Below are 16,988 nucleotides of genomic sequence, written 5' to 3' on the forward strand. Positions count from 1 at the left end.
CCCGTATGTTGCGGCGCAGCAAAACCGTACTCGGTCATAAATACGGCCTTTTCCCTCGAATCTCGTTCAAAGGAGCATCAATGATTTCTTCTTCTTTCGCAAATCAGGCCTTCTCGTTTCCGGCAGCGAACTTGCAGGTTCTCGTGAACGTCAGCAAGCGCTACGTGAGCGGACTTCAGCAGCTTGCCGAATTGAACGTGCAGACGGTAAAGGCCGTCTTCGAAGAAGGTGCCGCGGTTGCCGGAGCCGGTCCCAAAGGGAAGCCGGGCGACTTTCTGAGCTGGCAATCCACGCTGCTCGCCGAAACGCCCGAAAAAGCGGCTGCTTATACCAGGCATTTTTTGCAGATCGTTCGTGCGACGCAAACCGACATCCTTAATGAAGTGCGTGGCCCGCTCAAGCAGTTCGGCTTTGACTTGAAGAGCGCGTCGGAATCTGTTTCGCAAGAGCCGCTCGCACTCGTGTCGAATATCGCCAAGGCATCGACCGATGTCGCCAATGCCGGCGCCGACACGATCGAGGCATCCGAGAAGGCAGTGCGGCCCGTCAAAGCCGAATCGAAGCGTTGATTCATAAAATAAGGCCTGACGTGCCACTTTTGATTTCCAAAACCCGCATCACGCGGGTTTTTTATTCCGCTCGACCCAACGGGAAGAATCGATGAATCCCTTCCATCCGTTTGCGTGGGCGCACGACTCGTTCTGGTCGTTCTTCCCTCGCGAATTCACGGGTCTCACGACGCAGTTTGTCGACAATGCCGAGACGCCCGTCGCGGGCTCCGCGACTCAGTCGAAGCCGGAGAACGAAGCGCATTCTGCCGATGAACTTTCGCGCGGCGATACGTCGATTGCGCAAGAGAGCGCTCATCGCTGGCTGAGCAAAAGCTTCGAGCATGGCAACGAGACCTATCGATACAAGGTCTATATTCCAGGCTCACACGACACTCAGCCATTACCGATGATCGTCATGCTCCATGGCGCGCAGCAGGACTCGGACGACTTCGCGTCAGGGACGGGAATGAACATCGTCGCTGAAGAGATGGGCTTTATCGTCGTCTATCCGGAGCAGTCGGAGAGTTCGAATCCGCTAAGGTGCTGGAATTGGTTTTTGCCGGCAAATCAGACGCGCGAGTCGGGCGAAGCAGCGGCGATCGCCGCGCTCACGCGCGAGGTTGCGGCTACGTACGATGTCGATCGCGCTCGCGTTTATGTCGCCGGTATGTCGGCGGGTGGAGCGTTGGCGGTCAATCTCGCGGTGACGCATCCGGAGCTTTACGCCGCCGCGGCGATCCATTCGGGCCTGGCCTTCGGAGTCGCCGACGAGCAGTTGGCAGCACTCTGCGCGATGAATGACGGTAGAGGCAAGGTGCGCCTGCCCCGAACCTCGTCCGACGGACTCAAAGCGCGCGCGGTGCCCTTGATCGTCTTCCACGGCGATGCCGACGACACCGTGCATCCGCGTAACGGCGAACAGATCGTGTCGATGAGCCAGCTATTGCATGGCATCTCTGACGAGACAGTGACATGTTCCTCGACTTACACCGGACACGAAGAGGGCGGCCACGCTTATACCCGGCAAGTGTTTCATGATCGTGACGGTGTATTGATCGGCGAGCAGTGGGTCGTGCACGGACTGGGTCATGCATGGTCGGGTGGCTATCCCGATGGCACTCATACGGACATACGCGGTCCGCGGGCGAGCAGGGAAATCGCTCGTTTCTTCGGGCAATTCGCGGGAGAGCGTAACCTGTAGTGTCGCGATGGAGGCATGTAGGGCATCAGTCCGTTTTGAATCGACGCCGCGTCGCTTGTGATTCCCACGATAAAAATCGTTCAGCTCGCGTACGTCGCCCTATACGTTCGACATGCCGGAATCGACGTATGTCGACAGCCCGGTATCACGAGCGTCGAACCGGATGACGCGCAATCCTGTTTCGGAAAGCAATCCGCAAAACGCGTTGGACCAGACCCCGGCGCGCTGTTGCCCATGACGAGCAACACCGGCGGGTCTTTGTTATCTCCGACTCTTCGTAGAAGAGGTCTATCCGATTGCCGCGAACTGCGCCTTCCTTGATCACGAACGACTCCTCTCTCGTCAAGACATTCAATGTTATGCGCGACTGACAGAGAAAAAGCGCTCGTGCTAACCTCGTTTCTCTTCGCATCGGACACAACAGGGATATCGACAACATGTCTCATTCTGCTCTCACCAGGGACGCCGTCGCCGTCATCACGGGCGGCGCGTCCGGTATCGGTCTGGCTGCGGCGAAGCGGTTTGCCGAGCTCGGACTTCGTATCTGCATTGCAGATCGCGATGCAGATCGAATCGCGAATGCCGTGGAGCAAATCGCCGGGGTGAGCGCGAGCGGTGCACAGAACGTCTTCGGATTCGAAACCGATGTCAGCGTCATCGACGATGTTCGTCGTCTGCACGCAGCTGTCGTCGATCGATTCGGCGGCACCGACGTCCTGATGAACAACGCGGGCGTTCAGCCGGGTAGCGGGGTGTTCGGTCCCATCGAAAACTGGACGCACGTGCTGGGCGTGAATCTGTGGGGCGCGATTCACGGCGCGCAGGTGTTCGTTCCCGACATGATGAAGCGCGGACGCCCGGGGCTCGTCATCAATACGGGCTCGAAGCAAGGCATCACGACGCCGCCCGGAGATCCGGCCTACAACGTTTCGAAAGCCGGTTTGAAAGCGTTGACGGAGGCGCTGCAACACGAACTCCGGAATACGGCCGGGTGCAACATCAGCGCGCATTTGCTGATCCCCGGTTTCGTGTTCACGGAGTTGACACGCAAAGATCGGACGGAAAAACCCGCTGCGGCATGGACGCCCGAGCAGACCGTCGACTTCATGCTGGAGCGTCTGGACGCCGGCGACTTCTACATCCTCTGTCCGGATAACGACGTACCGCGCTCGCTCGACGAACGTCGTATGTTGTGGGCCATCGGGGATATCGTGGAGAACCGGCCTGCCTTGTCGCGCTGGCATCCGGATTACAAGGCGGCGTTCGAGGCGTTCATCGAACAGCCGCGATAAACGGAGCGTCTCAACGATGCGGCCAGAGGCTGCAATACTTCTGACCATCCTCGAGGTTCGGTCCGACGCTTCCATCCGATCCAACGATCTTGAGCCAGCCGTTCGGATCGGACTTCGTGGGCGTATCGCCGCAATTGTTATGGACCCAATGAATGCCGCCGCTGAACGGAATGCCGCATGCTTCGAGCCGGTCGCCGACCTTGATGGTGTTCAACGGAGCGGGCACGCTTTTGCTGTTCTTCTGATAGCCCGAGGCGAAAACATTGTCGATGGCGACATCGTATGTTTTGCCGTCGGTATCGCCCTTGAGTTGCAGATGCGTGTGCGATAGCTCCACGCCGTGACGGAACATGCCGTGCTTGAACGTCGGCGGCGACACGGCTCGACCGACGAGCAGCGTGCCGCCTGCCGCGCGGCAATCCTGCGCATCGCCGGCGCGCGCATTTGCCGATAGTGCGGCGATCAGCAAGGCCATCGACGTACACGCGAGCTTTCGATTTCGAAGCTTATGCGCGGGTGATCTCATGTTTTATTCTCTGTTGGGGTTACGCGGAACCGTGCCCTGGATCAACTTCCTTCGCCTCAATTCCTCTGCCAGCGCATCCGAACCGACGAACGTGTACGCGTGAAGCCCCGCGCCGATCGCGCCGCGCACGTTCGCATCCGAATCGTCGATGAAGAACGTCTCCGAAGCCCGCGCGCCGAGCCGTTCGAGACATCCGAGATAAGCCCGCGCCGATGGCTTCGCCGCGCCGAACGACGCAGTCGCATAGACGCGTGAGCCGAAGACCTGCGCGACCGGCGGATTCAGATAACCGATGTGATCCGAGACCAGGCGACAGTTATTGGTCAGCACCGCGATTGCGTGGTTGCGCGCGACGCTCGCGGCCAGATCGATCGTAGCGAGGTTAGGCGTGATCGACGCGCGGCGCGAAGCGAGCCACATATCGCGGCTGATCGGACAGCCGAGCTGGTCGCCGAGCATGGCGAGGTAGTCGTCGTCGCCGATCTCGCCGCTATCCGCGCGAGCCTCCAGGCCAGAGCCCCAAATGGCATCGCGCACGGCTTCCGGCGGCTTGCCGCAAAGCGCCGCCAGATGATCGACGCGCACCGCGCGATCATAGTGGGAGAGGACGCCTTCCATATCGAACAGGACGAGCGAGATCGGCGCTGTCATGTGGCTGCCCTCACGTGGCTGAGAAGAGATCCATCCGCCGGCATTCGTCGGATGGCGCGACTTCCCATTCTAATGCCCTCTCGCCGCGCCCCACCGCAATGTGGACCCAACGATTGGTCCCGTCTGGCACTAACTTTCCGGATTTTTCGCTGTGGATACTCGGTCATCGGTTCGCTGCACGCGCAGCCGTCCCGATTCTCCACTTCTCCAGGAAAGCTCATGAAAACGATCCGCATTTCCGGCTTGAAATGCCTGCCCGGCAAGCTGCTTCGAACGTTCGCGCCGGCGCGCGCGCTGGCCTCGCTTGCGATCGCCGCGTGCGCATGGGGCGTCGCACAGACAGGCCACGCCGAGGACAAGGAAGTGACGATCGCGTACCAGCAGATCGTCGATCCGTGGGTCGTCGGCATCGCCGATGGCTCGATCGCCAAGGCCACCGGCTACAAGATCAACTGGCGTCAGTTCGAATCGGGCGCGAAGGTGGCGACGGCGATGGCGTCGGGCGACGTCAAGATCGGCGTGATCGGCTCCAGTCCGCTCGCCGCCGCCGTCAGCCAGGGCGTGGACGCGCAGCTCTTCTGGATTCTCGACAACATCAACGAAGCCGAGGCGATGGTCGTGCGCAACGGCTCGGGCGTCGAGAAGCCGGCGGACCTGAAGGGCAAGACCATCGGCGTACCGTTCGTCTCGACGACGCACTATCACACCATGTTTGCGCTCCAGCACTGGGGCATCGATCCGTCGTCGGTGAAGATTCTCAACATGCAGCCGAATCAGATCGCGGCGGCGTGGGAGCGCGGCGACATCGATGCCGCCTACGTATGGGATCCGGCGCTCTCGCAACTCAAGAAAAGCGGCAAGGTGCTGATCACGTCGGGCGATCTGTCGAAGCTCGGCAAGCCGACGTTCGATGGCATCGCGGTCGATCGCGCGTGGGGCGAGGCGCACAAGGACTTCATGGCGAAGTTGGTCAAGGCGATCTCCGATCTCGATCAGCAATATCGCAACGATCCGTCGAAGTGGAGCGCGCAGTCGCAACAGGCCTCGGCGATCGCGAAGACGATCGGCGGGACGCCTTCCGACGTGCCGGGATCGCTCGCGTTGTATGGCTATCCGTCGGCGCAAGAACAGGCATCGAAACAGTGGCTCGGCGGCGGTGCATCGAGCCGCGCGGCCTTCGCGCTGAAGGACACGGCGGACTTCCTCAAGCAGCAGAAGCGGGTCAACGCGGTGCTGCCGGACTACTCGAAATACGTGACGGCCGAATACGTCGAGGCGGCTGAAAAGCTGAAGTGAGTCCGACTGTGGGGCACGCGCCGCTTGCCCTGCCACATCCGCGTCCAGGAGGACATATGAGCTGCATGCAGGTGAAGAACGTCAGTGTGGTGTTTCCCGGACGACGCCCGGGCGAGCGCGTGCATGCGCTCGATGGCATCGATCTGACGATCAACGATGGCGAATTCGTCGTCGCGCTCGGTGCGTCGGGTTGCGGCAAGACGACGTTGCTGTCGCTGATGGCGGGCTTCATCGCGCCGTCGTCGGGCGAGATGCTGCTCGACGGCAGGCCGGTGGAAGGACCAGGCGCCGATCGCGGCGTGGTGTTTCAGAAGCATGCGTTGCTGCCGTGGCTCAACGTGCTCGACAACGCCACCTTCGGGCTGAAGCTGCAGGGCGTGCCGAAGCCGCAGCGCGAGGAGATCGCCAAACGCAACCTCGCGCTGGTCGGGCTTCAGGACTTTCACAGGCACATGATCTATCAGTTGTCGGGCGGCATGCAGCAGCGTGTGGGCATCGCCCGCGCGCTGACCTGCGATCCCGCCATGCTGCTCATGGACGAGCCGATGGCCGCGCTCGACGCACTCACGCGCGAGACCATTCAAGAGCTTCTGCTCGATGTCTGGCAGCGCACGCAGAAGATGTTTTTCTTCATCACGCACAGTGTGGAAGAGGCGCTTTTTCTGGCGAGCCGGCTGATCGTGATGTCGCCGCGACCGGGCCGCATCACGCATAGCTACGATCTCGATTTCAACCGCCGCTTTCTCGCCACCCGCGATGCGCGCGCGATCAAGTCGAGTCCCGATTTCATCGAGATGCGCGAGCGCGTGCTCGGCATCATCTACGGCGACGAGCGCGCCGCGCATCAGGCTGCCGAGGAGATTCATCATGGATAAGCGCGCATCGATGACCGTGCCCGGTCCCGCGATCGAACGGGAGATCGGCGCATCGCGGCGTCCGCCCGGCAGACCCGCGCGACAGTCGAAGAAAAAGCCGGTGAAACCGGGCGACACGTTCGGCGTGCCGGGCTACGGCAGCAGCCTCGCGATGAGCATCGCGACGGTCGCCGTGATGCTGGCCGGCTGGTTTCTGATCACCGGCATGCATTGGGTCAAGCCGCTGTTCCTGCCGTCGCCGCAAGCGGTGTTCGCGAAGTTCATCTCGGTGGCGGGCGAAGGCTTCGCCAACTCGACGCTCACCGAACATATCGTCGCGAGCCTGTTGCGCGTGTTCGGCGCGTTCGCGCTCGCCTGTGCGACGGCGATTCCGGTCGGCGTGATGATGGGCGTCTCGCGCCACGCGCGCGGCGTGTTCGATCCGCCGATCGAGTTCTATCGGCCGCTGCCGCCGCTCGCGTATCTGCCGCTCATCATCATCTGGTTCGGTATCGGCGAATTCTCGAAGGTCTTTCTGATCTATCTCGCGATCTTCGCGCCGCTGGCGATTGCCGCGCGCGCGGGCGTGCGCTCCGTGTCGATCGAGCAGATTCACGCGGCCTATTCGATGGGCGCGACGCGCACGCAGGTCGTCATCCACGTGATTCTCAAGTCGGCGCTGCCGGAGATCTTCACGGGGATGCGCATCGGCATCGGCGTGGGCTGGACGACGCTCGTCGCGGCGGAAATGGTTGCATCGACGCGCGGCCTCGGCTTCATGGTGCTGAACGCGGCGGAGTTCCTCGCGAGCGATGTGGTGATCATGGGGATCATCGTCATCGGTTTCTTCGCGTTGTGCTTCGATCTGCTGATGCGGTATCTGGAGAAGGCGATGGTGCCGTGGAAAGGGAGAGTGTAAAGGCGAACTTGCCAGCCTCTTGTCCCTGCCCGTTCCGTACAGTGAACGCGCTAGCTCGCCCCTAAGAAATGCGTTAATCTCTCAAACGAACATTAGATCGTGAGCGCCCGAGAGACGGCGGGAACAGGGACAAAAGACGCAGGAAAAGACGTGCGAAAACGAAATGTAAATCCCAGTGCGGATACCCGGGAGACCTTGCTTCGGCTGGCGGCGCGCTCGTTTGCGACGCAGGGGTACACGGCAACGACGATGCGCTCGATCGCGGATCAGGCCGGTATCGAGGCCGCCAGCATCTACTATCACTTTTCCTCGAAGGAAGAGCTTGTCGACGTGGTGATGGAGCACGGCGCGGACAGCATCGTGCAGCATATCAACGAGCATTTCGGTGCGCTGCCCGCAAACGCGAACGCCGAGGACCGCTTCAGGGCGGCGGTCATCGGTCAAATGAGTGCACTGATAAAGTTCGGCGACTACGCGCTTGCGCACGGCCGCCTGCTGAGCCAGTTGCCGGATCAGGTGCGCGATCGCCAGATCAAACGGCGCGAGCGGCATCAGCGGCTGTGGACTACCGTCTTCGACGATCTGCGCGCGGAAGGTTTTCTGCGTGAGGACATCGATATCGCGCTGAGCCGTATCTATGTCCTCGGCTTCATCAATTCGGTTCAGACCTGGTTCGATCCGAGGAAGGGATCGCTCGAAAAGATCGTGGATCAGTTCATCACGATGTTCTTCGAAGGCGCGCAGCCGGCGGGCAAGCCGCGGCGGCGCAATCGCAAGAAGGAACTGGCCGCTTCGTCCTGAAGCTGCCGTCAGGCCGTAGCGCGCGTGGACGCTTCGTTCGTGGTGGGGCGAAGCATGCGCATGAGCGTCGCGACGTTGTCGAGCTTTTCGAGGTTGAACACGCTATCGATGATCTCGTCGATGCGCGCCGCCGACAGCACGTCTTCCGCGTTGTGGCGGAACTTGGCGACGAGTTCATCGTTGCTCATGTAGCTGGCCGGCTCCGGCGACGGGCTTCCCTTCGGATAGCGACGCTCGCCGACGAACGCCTGACCACGCGCGCGCACCTCGATTCTGGCGGGACGACTGGCCGCGTGCCCGCTCAACAGCTCGACGTAATTCGGATGCACCTCGTGCGTGACCCGATTCATCAGGTTCATCACAGACGCGCCGAATACGAGCTCCGGATCCTGCCACGCCTTCCCCGGCGGCACGCGATGAGCGCCGAGCGCGAGCCCGTGCGCGATGCTGAACTGCGCGTCGTGGACGTGCGCAATCTCGCGGTTGAGCCACACCGGTTGCTCGACGAAGCCCTCGACCCAGGCCTTGATGCCGTCGATCTCGTGCGGCTCGATATCGTTCGTTTTGACGATTTCATCGAGAGCGTCGAGCAGCGCATGAAGAATGCGGCAATGAGGATAGGGCTTGTAGGCCTGCTCCGTGATAAAGCGCCACTCCGCGCCGAGTTGCGCGGTGATGACCTCCGGCTCCCAACGACGTGTGCCGATGAAGCGCGGAAAGCCGAATGCGCGGTCGTCGAGAATATGCACGTCGCCGCGATGGCCGAGTTCCGCCATGTGCGCTGCGGTCATCGCCGTCTGCGTGAGCGCGCCTGCAATCAGGTATTTGATCGTCGAACTTGGTGCGTGCTGGAACCACGCGACCTGCGAATTCACCGGCGAGATGCTGCCTGCGATGCCTAGCGCGTCGGATAGCACAGTGGCCGGCAACGCCTTCAGCTTGACGATGGCAGCCGTCGCGCCGAACACGGTGCTGCTATAGCCGTAGATCGGTGGCGGCGATACCTTGCCGTCCTTCGTGTCGCGCAGATAGTCCATCGCCTTGCCGAGCCGGTACGACATTTCGTGGGACAGCGCCATCGCCTCGACGAGCGCCTTGCCCGTCGCGCCCCGCGCTTCACCGATGGCGAGCGCGCCGGGCACCACATACGGCGTAACGTGGCCGGGCGGCACGACTGCGTCCATGTCGAGCGCGTTGATCAACTCGCCGTTGGCGAACGCGGCGCCGAAAATCGACGCGCGTTCGTTGGTGCCGATGATGGTCGCATCGCCGTTACCGCCCATCATGCGAGCGTAGTCGATGCCGATTCGTCCTTTGGGCTGTTCGATGGCGGCCACGGCGCATCCGATCGAATCGAGCAGAATGCGTTTGCATTCTTCGACGACGGCCACGGGCAGATGATCAAATCGTGTGTCCGAGGTAAAGCGCGCCAATTGCTCGATGAGGGTATCGGCCATGATTGGATCCTTTCGAGGAGGTTATTGACCCCAGTCAGCGCACCTGCGCCTCTCGCTCTTCGGCCATCAAGCGCCGATAGTGCGGCAGCGCGGTAATCAGCAGCCACGCCGCGAGCGCAGACGCGATGGCACACACGATGGCGATCGAATGTCCGACCATCTTCGGGTTCTGGAATACGCGATCCGTGAGCAGCGCGATCAGCGTCGGGCCTGCGCCGAAGCCGACCAGTTGGGCGACGAACGAATAGATGGCGCCGACCGTGCCGCGCATGCGGCTCGGTGCGACGAGCTGCAATGCCGCGGCCATGCAGCCGGTCGGCAGGCTGAAGAAGAATACGATGCCGGCCGCCGCGGCGAGCGCACCGGCCGCGCCGGGTACGAACGGGATGCTCGCGCAGCAGAGCATCATCGGAATCATCGAAAGCGCGGCGGTTCGCAGCGGCGCGTCTTCATAGCCACGCTTCTCGAGCTGACGCGCAACCCAAGGTCCGGTCAACGCGCCCGCAATACCGAACACCACTACCAGCCCGCCGAAGCGGTATCCGACCATCGAGGCCGGCAGACCGTGCGTGCGAATCAGATAGGTCGGCATCCACGCGGGCATGCCGAGCACGACGATCGCAAGCATGCCGACGCCGAGCAGTATCCGCGCGTAGAAGGCGCGTCGCTGCCAAAGATAGCTGACTGAAGCGCCGGTCGTGAATTGCCGGTCGTCTTCGCGCGCGCTCATCACGCTGCTACGCGCGGGTTCGCGCACGGTGAGCAGTACCAGCAGCGCGAAGAGTATCCCGGGCAGCCCGATGATGATGAACGCGAGTTGCCAGGTCTGGAACTGCGTGAGGATGGGAAAGTGTTGATGAAAAGCGCGCGCGAACTCGATCACCAGGCCACCCGCGACGAGCGAAAGTCCGCCGCCGAGCATCGGGCCGAGAATGAAGATGCTCATCGCGCGCGGCATCTTCTTCGCCGAAAAGCAGTCTGCGATCATCGATAGTGCGAGCGGGAACACGCACGCTTCGCTGGCGCCGACACCGAGACGTGCGAGAAAAAGCCCTCGATAGGTATCCGCGCTGCCGCACAAAGCAGTGAATACACACCACAGGCAAATGGCGACCAAAAGAAGATTGCGCCGGTTGGTCACATCGACGAGCCGGCCGCACAACGGTGACGCGGCCAAGTACGCAGCAATGAAAGCAGCACCCTGAACGAGGCTCAGTTGCGTATCGGAGATGACGAGCGAACGCTTGATCGGTTCGACCAGCAGATTGAGAAGCTGTCGATCGATGTAGGCGAGGGAATATGCGAGCGTCAGCATCACCAGTACGTACCACGCGCGTCCGCTGTCATGGATGACCTGATCGCGAGATAGCGGCAATGGCGTTTGCGTGCTGGTGCCGGCGACGTCGGACGGCATGTCGTTCATGGCATTTCTCATTTCCCCTCCAATAAGAGCATTCGAAAGTGACTGCATGCGGGTCGGATGAAAACCCGTTTACCTAATTAATGTTAGATAGTTTGTGCGGTGTCCGGGCGATGTTCCATGAGTGTTATCCATGAGCCGCCGATGGTGCGCGTAAACCCCAAATGACAGCGACTCGGTGCGAGGAGGAAACTAACTATCAATCGTTAGGTAGCAACGAACGATGCACGACGAGACTATCTACAGGCCGAGAAAGTGATGACCACCCAGATGAAACCCATACGCTCCTTCCTCTTTGTTCCGGGCAACAAGCCGACCTGGATCGAGAAGTCCATCAACGCCAAAGCCGATGCGCTGATCCTGGATCTGGAGGACAGCGTGCCGCCCGCCCAGAAAGCCGAGGCGCGCGAGATCGTCAAGTCGAAGCTGTCATGGCTGGCGCAGCAGAAGCAGCGCGTCTGGGTGCGCATTAACCGCAGCGCGCATCTGTATGACTTCGACGACATCGTGGCTGTCGTCAGCCCTGTGGTCGAAGGCATCGTGATCTCCAAGCCTTGCGGCCCAGAAGACATTCATACCGTTTCATCGATGCTGGCCGAGGCCGAGTTCCGCGCCGGCGTACAAGTTGGCCACACGAAGGTGATTCCGCTGCTGGAGACGGCGCGCTCGCTGCAACTGGCATACGAGATCGCGCAGCATGAGCGCGTGCCCGCGATCGTGGGCGCAACGGCCAAGAACGCCGATGTAGCCCGTGCGCTCAAGACCGTCTGGTCGCTGGGCGGCCGGGAAACCCAATACCTCAAGTCGCGCATCGTCATGGCCGCGCGCGCGGCGGGCAAGCTGCCGATCGGCGGCGTCTGGCAACAGGTGCACGATCTCGACGGACTCAAGGTCTCTTGCGCCAACGATCGCCAACTCGGCATGAGCGGAGAACTCGTGCTGCATCCGTCCAACGTCGAGATCGTCAATCAGACTTACAGTCCCGCCGAAGAAGAAGTGGCCTTCTATCAAGGGATGATCGACGCACTGGACAGAGCCCAGGCCGAAGGCCGTGCTTCGTGCATCTACGACGGTGAACACATCGACATTGCTCATGCCAAGACGGCGCGCGAAATCATCGAACTCGCCCAATCGTTCAAAGGCTGATCGCTGAACGGAATCCCAGGAGACATACAAGATGGCTGGCCTTTACTTCGAAGAATTCAAGCCCGGCATGGTGATCGAACACGCGATCCGCCGCACCGTGACCGAGACCGACAACATCCTGTTCTCGGCCATGACGTATAACTGCGCGCCGCTGCATATCGACGCCGAGTACAGCAAGAACACCATGTACGGGCAGCGTCTGGTGAACAGCATGTTTTTGCTGGCGCTGGTGGCGGGCATCACCGTGTATGAAACGACGCTGGGCACCACGCTGGGCAATCTCGGCTTCGGCGAAATCGCCTTCCCCAAGCCTACTTTTCATGGCGACACTGTTCGCGTCGAGACTGAGATCGTCGAGACGCGTCTTTCGAAAAGCCGCAAGGATTCGGGCATCGTGACCTTCAGGCACATCGCCAGGAATCAACGCGACGAGATCGTATGCACGGCTGTTCGCACCGGCCTGATGATGCTGCGTCCCGCCGACAAGGCTCGATCAACTTGAAGGAAGACTAAGCCATGGATTACCAACTCAGCGCCGATCAACACGCCATCGTCGATGCAGCTCAGAAGATCTGCACGGACTTTCCGCTCGAATACTGGCGCAACAAGGACAAGAACCACGCGTTTCCGCACGAGTTCTTCGAAGCTGTGGCGAGCGGAGGGTGGCTCGGCATCTGCATGCCGGAGGATGTCGGCGGCGCGAATCTGGGCGTCACGGAGGCGGCGCTTTTCATGCGCACGGTCGCCGAATGCGGCGGACAGGCGGCCGCGTCGACCATTCATATGAACATCTTCGGCTTGCAGCCGGTCGTGCATTTCGGCACGGAGGCGCAGAAAAAGGCCTGGCTGCCGCCGTTTGCGCGCGGCGAGAACAAGGCATGTTTTGCCGTCACCGAACCCGACACGGGTCTCGATACCACGAAGCTCAAGGTGACGGCGAAAAAGCAGGCCGAGGGCGGCTATCTGATCTCGGGCAAGAAGGTATTCATCTCGACCGCGCAGGTCGCCGATCACATGTTGATCCTCGCGCGGACTACGCCGATCGAGCAGGTGAAGAAGCACAGCGAAGGGCTGAGCCTGTTCTATACGAAGCTGGATCGCGACTATGTCGACATTCGCGAGATCGACAAGCTCGGCCGTGCCGCCGTCGATACGAACGAGCTCTTCATCGACAATCTGCCGGTGTCGAAGGATGCGCTGATCGGTGAGGAAGGCAAGGGGTTGAGCTATATCTTCCACGGCATGAACGCAGAGCGCGTGCTCGTTGCGGCGGAGCAGATCGGCATCGGCCGCGCCGTGCTCAAACTCGCGACGCAATATGCGAAGGAACGCGTGGTGTTCGGCCGGCCGATCGGCAAGAATCAGGGCGTCCAGCATCCGCTGGCGCGCAACTGGGCGGAGCTGGAAGCGGCGAATCACATGATCTTCGCCGCAGCCGATCTCTACGATAAAGGCCTCTCGTGCGGCTCCGAGGCGAACGCGGCGAAGTTGCTGGCATCCGAGGCTTGCATGAACGCATGCCAGACCTCGATCCTCACGCATGGCGGCTTCGGTTACGCGAAGGAGTATCACGTGGAGCGGTTCATGCGGGAGGCGTGGATCGGCTACATCGCACCGGTCACGCCGCAGCTAATTCTTTCGAACATCGCGGAGCGCAAGCTCGACTTGCCGAAGTCATACTAGGCACGGCATTTCGCTGGCGGTAGCCGTCGATCGAAGCGTTGCCGGTCGCCAGTCAAGTGAGCAGAAGTCTGCATCGGAGACAAAGCATGTCAGGTACAAGACCCTTGCAGGGTATTCGCGTTCTCGATCTGACCGTGGCGCTGGCCGGGCCCTACGGATCGCTGTTGCTGGGTGGAATGGGCGCCGAAGTCATTCGCGTCGAGTCGCCCGGCGGCGGCGATATCGCGCGCAACAACCCGCCCTATGTCGGCAAGGAAGGCATCCACTTCGGTGTCAGGCACGACGAAGATGTGTCGCTGACCATCCTCAATCGGGCGCGCAACAAGAAGAGCATTACGCTCGACCTGAAATCGGAACAGGGCCTGGCGCTCTTCATGGAACTGGCCAAGGAATGCGACGTGGTCATCGAAAACGCCAGCGAGGGCGCGACGGCGCGCCTCGGCGTGGATTATGAAAGCGTGCGCAAGGCCAACCCCAAAATCATCTATGCATCGATCAAGGCCTTCGGCGAGCCCAGCCCTTACCCCAACCTCAAGGGGATGGACATCATCGTGCAGGCGTTGTCCGGCATCATGGATGTAACCGGTGTCGCCGACGGTCCGCCCACGCGCTGGGGCCTGCCGATCGCCGATCTCGTCGCGCCGCTGTACGCCGTCAATGGCATCCTCGCCGCGCTGATCCATCGCGGCAGGACGGGCGAGGGACAATGCATACAGGTTTCGATGCTCGACTGCCTGTCGTCGATGGTCGCCGAGGAGCACTTCGACGTGTTCTTCGCGAACGGCTATCCCAGGCGCTCGGGCAACTTCCAGGATCGCCTCGTGCCTTTCGGCGTGTACCGCACGCGCGACGGCCATGTGGCGATGGTGGCGTTCCAGCCCGACTGGTTCCGCAACCTCATGGAAGCACTCGGCAAGCCCGAGATGGCCACCGATCCGCGCTACGCGACGCGTGGTCCGCGCATGAAGCACGCGGCCGAGATCAACGCGATGATCGAGGAATGGACGCGCCAGCGCAGCACGGACGAAGTGATCCGCGAACTTCAGGAAAAGCGTGGCGTGCCCGCGGCGCCCGTGCGTTCGCCGCTCGATGTGCTCAAGGATCCGGTGTTGCAGGCGCGTGGCGCCGTGGTCAAGCTCGAGCATCCGGGCCTCGCCGATGTCGACGCGATGGGCATGGGGCTGCCTATCAGGTTCTCGCAAACGCCGGTGCAGTTCGATGAGCCGGCGCAGGAACTCGGCGCATCCAACAACGAGATTTATCGCGGTCTGTTGAAGCTGCCGGACGATCGGCTGCAACGGCTGCGCGACGAAGGAGTGATCTGATCATGTCCGCTGCATCATCTCGTGGAGGCCCACTCGCGGGCGTCAGGGTCGTCGAGATCGCGGGCATCGGTCCGGGGCCGCTCGCCGCGATGTTCCTCGCGGACCTCGGCGCCACCGTAATTCGTGTGGACCGCAAGGAGCCTTCTGGCCTCGGCGCGCCACGCCCCGCGCAGTTCGATCTGGGGCTGCGCAATCGCAAGTCGATCCGCGTCGATCTGAAAGACCGGGACGCGGTCGAGATGGTGCTCGAACTGATCGCCCAGGCCGATGCGCTGATCGAAGGCTTTCGCCCCGGCGTGATGGAGCGGCTGGGTCTCGGCCCCGATACGTGTCTCGCCCGCAATCCGCGCCTCGTCTACGGCCGCGTGACCGGCTGGGGGCAGGACGGTCCGCTTTCGCAGGTGGCCGGGCACGATCTGAATTACATCTCCATCACCGGAGCCTTGCATGCGATGGGGCGCGCAGGGCAGCCGCCGACGCCGCCGCTCAACGTGCTGGGCGACTATGCGGGCGGCTCGCTGTATCTGGCGTTCGGACTGCTCGCGGGCATAGTCGAGGCACGCGGTTCCGGCAAGGGTCAGGTCGTCGATGCCGCGATGGTGGATGGCGTCGCCTCCCTCATGACAGTGACGATGGGCCTGCACGCGGCCGGTATGCTCGACAAGAAACGCGGCACGAACATGCTCGACACCGGCGCGCACTTCTACGAGGTGTATGAATGCGCCGATGGAAAGTACGTGAGCGTCGCGCCGATCGAAGGAAAGTTCTACAGGCTCTTGCTCGAAAAGCTCGAGTTGCAGGATCATCCGCTGCTGCAAAAGCAGATGGATCGCACGCAATGGCCGCAGGCAAAAGCGGTCCTGGCCGCGAGATTCAAAGAACATACACGCGATGAGTGGGCGCGGCGCTTGGGCGACATGGACGTCTGCCTCGCACCGGTGCTCGACTTCGACGAGGCGGCTAGCCATCCGCACGTCAAGGCGCGCGGCACGTTGATCGACCTGGACGGTGTGACGCATCCGGCGCCCGGCCCGCGCTTTTTGCGCACGCCCGCGTCGCGGCCCGAGCCGCCATCGGTATCGAGCACCGATAACGCCGTCGCCGCGTTGCGCGATTGGCTCTCCGATGAGCGCATCGAAACCTTGCGTTCGCGCGATACCTTCATCTGAGAGCGATATGACATCGCATACTCCCGATCTCGCCGCGCTGGATCGCCTCACGCGCGGCCGCTTTACGTGCCGCGCGTACGAGCACAAGGCGCTGGACGCAGCATTGATACGCAGCATCGTCGGCATGGCGAGCCGCTCGGCTTCGTGGTGCAACGTGCAACCGTGGCAGATGGTCATCACCGAAACTCTGGAGAGCACCGAGCGTTTCCGAGAGGCGCTGATGGCGCGCGCGTCGAACCATCCGGAAAGCGAGTCCGATCTGCCATTTCCGCCGCACCATAAGGGCATTTATGGAGAGCGTCGGCGCGGGGCGGGCATCGCGCTGTATACGTCGCTTGGCATCGGCCCAAAGGATGCCGAACGCAGCGCGCAGCAGGCGTTTCGCAACTTCCGCATGTTCGATGCGCCGCATGTGGCCATCGTCACCGTGCCTGCGGAACTGGGTCCGTATGCGCTCGTGGATGCGGGCGGCTTCGTCTCGTCGTTTCTGCTCGCGGCGTATGCGCACGGCGTGGCGACCACGCCGCAAGGTGCGCTCGCTCGCCATGCGTACTTCGTGCGCGAGTATTTCGGCATTCCCGATACGCAGCACATGATTTGCGGCATCTCTTTCGGCTATGCCGAGGCGGGGCATCCGGTCAACCAGTTCCGCACCACGCGCGCCGGCGTCGACGATCTGGTGCGCTTCGCCTGAGCG

The 16,988-nt window shown here is 61.9% G+C and carries 17 protein-coding genes; 13 read left to right on the forward strand and 4 right to left on the reverse strand.

Translation table 11 applies throughout. The features are described from left to right. Positions 1-5 precede the first annotated feature (5 nt). The 3 genes from phaP (at position 6) to NCS28_RS27445 (ending at position 3,044) form a co-directional block, all read left to right on the forward strand. Positions 6-569, forward strand: coding sequence for a phasin family protein (gene phaP, locus NCS28_RS27435; protein WP_250516929.1), 564 nt, complete (start codon positions 6-8; stop codon positions 567-569). A gap of 91 nt (positions 570-660) precedes the next feature. Next, positions 661-1,752 (forward strand): extracellular catalytic domain type 1 short-chain-length polyhydroxyalkanoate depolymerase, encoded by a 1,092-nt coding sequence (locus NCS28_RS27440; RefSeq protein ID WP_250516930.1) that lies wholly within the window; start codon positions 661-663, stop codon positions 1,750-1,752. A gap of 437 nt (positions 1,753-2,189) precedes the next feature. Continuing rightward, a complete protein-coding gene (locus tag NCS28_RS27445) occupies positions 2,190-3,044 on the forward strand; it encodes an SDR family NAD(P)-dependent oxidoreductase (RefSeq protein WP_250516931.1) in 855 nt (284 codons plus the stop codon). Positions 3,045-3,054: 10 nt separating this feature from the next. Here the strand turns inward: NCS28_RS27445 and NCS28_RS27450 are convergent, their stop codons facing one another. Continuing rightward, positions 3,055-3,519, reverse strand: coding sequence for a hypothetical protein (locus NCS28_RS27450; RefSeq protein WP_250516932.1), 465 nt, complete (start codon positions 3,517-3,519; stop codon positions 3,055-3,057). Positions 3,520-3,573: 54 nt separating this feature from the next. Beyond that, on the reverse strand, positions 3,574-4,221 hold the full coding sequence (locus NCS28_RS27455) for an HAD family hydrolase (RefSeq protein WP_250516933.1): 648 nt from the start codon (positions 4,219-4,221) through the stop codon (positions 3,574-3,576). Positions 4,222-4,440: 219 nt separating this feature from the next. Between NCS28_RS27455 and tauA the strand changes: the two genes are divergently transcribed. The 4 genes from tauA to NCS28_RS27475 all read left to right on the forward strand — a co-directional run bounded on the left by tauA (position 4,441) and on the right by NCS28_RS27475 (position 8,091). After that, positions 4,441-5,517, forward strand: coding sequence for a taurine ABC transporter substrate-binding protein (gene tauA, locus NCS28_RS27460; RefSeq protein ID WP_250516934.1), 1,077 nt, complete (start codon positions 4,441-4,443; stop codon positions 5,515-5,517). 56 nt (positions 5,518-5,573) lie between these two features. After that, complete coding sequence (locus NCS28_RS27465) at positions 5,574-6,392, forward strand: taurine ABC transporter ATP-binding protein (RefSeq protein ID WP_250516935.1); 819 nt, start codon at positions 5,574-5,576, stop codon at positions 6,390-6,392. 10 nt (positions 6,393-6,402) lie between these two features. Further along, positions 6,403-7,290, forward strand: coding sequence for an ABC transporter permease subunit (locus NCS28_RS27470; protein WP_502801248.1), 888 nt, complete (start codon positions 6,403-6,405; stop codon positions 7,288-7,290). 195 nt (positions 7,291-7,485) lie between these two features. Further along, complete coding sequence (locus NCS28_RS27475) at positions 7,486-8,091, forward strand: TetR/AcrR family transcriptional regulator (RefSeq protein ID WP_250517231.1); 606 nt, start codon at positions 7,486-7,488, stop codon at positions 8,089-8,091. Between the two features lie 8 nt (positions 8,092-8,099). Here NCS28_RS27475 and NCS28_RS27480 read toward each other — a convergent pair whose 3' ends face one another. Together NCS28_RS27480 and NCS28_RS27485 are read right to left on the reverse strand one after the other, a co-directional pair. After that, positions 8,100-9,548, reverse strand: coding sequence for an MmgE/PrpD family protein (locus NCS28_RS27480; RefSeq protein WP_250516936.1), 1,449 nt, complete (start codon positions 9,546-9,548; stop codon positions 8,100-8,102). Between the two features lie 34 nt (positions 9,549-9,582). Next, on the reverse strand, positions 9,583-10,971 hold the full coding sequence (locus NCS28_RS27485; RefSeq protein ID WP_250516937.1) for an MFS transporter: 1,389 nt from the start codon (positions 10,969-10,971) through the stop codon (positions 9,583-9,585). A gap of 255 nt (positions 10,972-11,226) precedes the next feature. Here NCS28_RS27485 and NCS28_RS27490 point away from each other — a divergent pair, with 255 nt between their 5' ends. The 6 genes from NCS28_RS27490 to NCS28_RS27515 all read left to right on the forward strand — a co-directional run bounded on the left by NCS28_RS27490 (position 11,227) and on the right by NCS28_RS27515 (position 16,985). After that, positions 11,227-12,114, forward strand: a complete 888-nt coding sequence (locus NCS28_RS27490) for an HpcH/HpaI aldolase/citrate lyase family protein (protein ID WP_250516938.1) — start codon at positions 11,227-11,229, stop codon at positions 12,112-12,114. Positions 12,115-12,145: 31 nt separating this feature from the next. After that, a complete protein-coding gene (locus tag NCS28_RS27495; RefSeq protein WP_250516939.1) occupies positions 12,146-12,616 on the forward strand; it encodes a MaoC family dehydratase in 471 nt (156 codons plus the stop codon). A 14-nt stretch (positions 12,617-12,630) separates the two neighbouring features. Next, positions 12,631-13,797, forward strand: a complete 1,167-nt coding sequence (locus NCS28_RS27500) for an acyl-CoA dehydrogenase family protein (protein ID WP_250516940.1) — start codon at positions 12,631-12,633, stop codon at positions 13,795-13,797. Positions 13,798-13,883: 86 nt separating this feature from the next. Beyond that, positions 13,884-15,122, forward strand: a complete 1,239-nt coding sequence (locus NCS28_RS27505; protein ID WP_250516941.1) for a CaiB/BaiF CoA transferase family protein — start codon at positions 13,884-13,886, stop codon at positions 15,120-15,122. 2 nt (positions 15,123-15,124) lie between these two features. Continuing rightward, on the forward strand, positions 15,125-16,291 hold the full coding sequence (locus NCS28_RS27510; RefSeq protein WP_250516942.1) for a CaiB/BaiF CoA transferase family protein: 1,167 nt from the start codon (positions 15,125-15,127) through the stop codon (positions 16,289-16,291). A 7-nt stretch (positions 16,292-16,298) separates the two neighbouring features. Beyond that, positions 16,299-16,985 carry a nitroreductase family protein gene (locus NCS28_RS27515; protein ID WP_250516943.1) on the forward strand — a complete coding sequence of 229 codons (687 nt, stop codon included), beginning with the start codon at positions 16,299-16,301 and terminating at the stop codon, positions 16,983-16,985. The last annotated feature ends 3 nt before the right edge of the window (positions 16,986-16,988 follow it).

The sequence above is a fragment of the Caballeronia sp. INDeC2 genome (genome assembly GCF_023631325.1).
Classification (GTDB): Bacteria; Pseudomonadota; Gammaproteobacteria; order Burkholderiales; family Burkholderiaceae; genus Caballeronia.

What these genes read in the sequence shown, in the direction of transcription:
- NCS28_RS27480 (WP_250516936.1), bottom strand. Translation starts at nt 9,548, where the DNA reads ATGGCCGATACCCTCATCGAGCAATTGGCGCGCTTTACCTCGGACACA.
- NCS28_RS27440 (WP_250516930.1), top strand. Translation starts at nt 661, where the DNA reads ATGAATCCCTTCCATCCGTTTGCGTGGGCGCACGACTCGTTCTGGTCG.
- NCS28_RS27465 (WP_250516935.1), top strand. Translation starts at nt 5,574, where the DNA reads ATGAGCTGCATGCAGGTGAAGAACGTCAGTGTGGTGTTTCCCGGACGA.
- NCS28_RS27490 (WP_250516938.1), top strand. Translation starts at nt 11,227, where the DNA reads ATGACCACCCAGATGAAACCCATACGCTCCTTCCTCTTTGTTCCGGGC.
- NCS28_RS27505 (WP_250516941.1), top strand. Translation starts at nt 13,884, where the DNA reads ATGTCAGGTACAAGACCCTTGCAGGGTATTCGCGTTCTCGATCTGACC.
- NCS28_RS27470 (WP_502801248.1), top strand. Translation starts at nt 6,403, where the DNA reads ATGACCGTGCCCGGTCCCGCGATCGAACGGGAGATCGGCGCATCGCGG.
- NCS28_RS27450 (WP_250516932.1), bottom strand. Translation starts at nt 3,519, where the DNA reads ATGGCCTTGCTGATCGCCGCACTATCGGCAAATGCGCGCGCCGGCGAT.
- NCS28_RS27510 (WP_250516942.1), top strand. Translation starts at nt 15,125, where the DNA reads ATGTCCGCTGCATCATCTCGTGGAGGCCCACTCGCGGGCGTCAGGGTC.
- NCS28_RS27515 (WP_250516943.1), top strand. Translation starts at nt 16,299, where the DNA reads ATGACATCGCATACTCCCGATCTCGCCGCGCTGGATCGCCTCACGCGC.
- NCS28_RS27495 (WP_250516939.1), top strand. Translation starts at nt 12,146, where the DNA reads ATGGCTGGCCTTTACTTCGAAGAATTCAAGCCCGGCATGGTGATCGAA.
- phaP (WP_250516929.1), top strand. Translation starts at nt 6, where the DNA reads ATGTTGCGGCGCAGCAAAACCGTACTCGGTCATAAATACGGCCTTTTC.
- NCS28_RS27500 (WP_250516940.1), top strand. Translation starts at nt 12,631, where the DNA reads ATGGATTACCAACTCAGCGCCGATCAACACGCCATCGTCGATGCAGCT.
- NCS28_RS27455 (WP_250516933.1), bottom strand. Translation starts at nt 4,221, where the DNA reads ATGACAGCGCCGATCTCGCTCGTCCTGTTCGATATGGAAGGCGTCCTC.
- tauA (WP_250516934.1), top strand. Translation starts at nt 4,441, where the DNA reads ATGAAAACGATCCGCATTTCCGGCTTGAAATGCCTGCCCGGCAAGCTG.
- NCS28_RS27485 (WP_250516937.1), bottom strand. Translation starts at nt 10,971, where the DNA reads ATGAACGACATGCCGTCCGACGTCGCCGGCACCAGCACGCAAACGCCA.
- NCS28_RS27445 (WP_250516931.1), top strand. Translation starts at nt 2,190, where the DNA reads ATGTCTCATTCTGCTCTCACCAGGGACGCCGTCGCCGTCATCACGGGC.